Consider the following 411-nt stretch of genomic DNA (forward strand, 5'->3'; position numbering starts at 1 on the left):
ATAACGGTCGAGGGATTTTCTGCCATCAACCCCTCCAACAACCCCTTCGGCACCTCCCACCACGGCCAGTCCTTGACCTTCGGCACCACCCTCGGCCCAACCTCCAGCGATCTCCCATTAATCAGATACCGCTCAAACATCGGCATCACTTCCCCAGCCTTCTCGCCCAGCCCATGCAGAATCGGGTAGATATGCCGACCGTCCCAGAATCGGAAAAACACTTCCGTGCCGTCCGGCATTTTCACCTGCGTGAGGCTGCGCAGGTGTTCGAACACTTCGTTTGGCGCTGAGCGCGAGATCGCCAGCCAGCCCCAGTCGGGCGCGTCGGTTTCGGCGATCCAGGGCAGGAAGGCGGAGTTGGCTTTGAGTTCGGTGACGTAGGGCATCACCGGTTGCCAGGTGGAGTAGGGC

Annotated in this window: 1 protein-coding gene; it reads right to left on the reverse strand. The window is 60.6% G+C overall.

Features of this window, described 5'->3' with window-relative positions:
- Positions 1-411: DUF4123 domain-containing protein (locus HU727_RS25555; RefSeq protein ID WP_217847163.1), on the reverse strand; the 411-nt coding region annotated here is incomplete at both ends.

This window comes from Pseudomonas khorasanensis (assembly GCF_014268505.2).
GTDB classification, from domain to species: Bacteria; Pseudomonadota; Gammaproteobacteria; order Pseudomonadales; family Pseudomonadaceae; genus Aquipseudomonas; species Aquipseudomonas khorasanensis.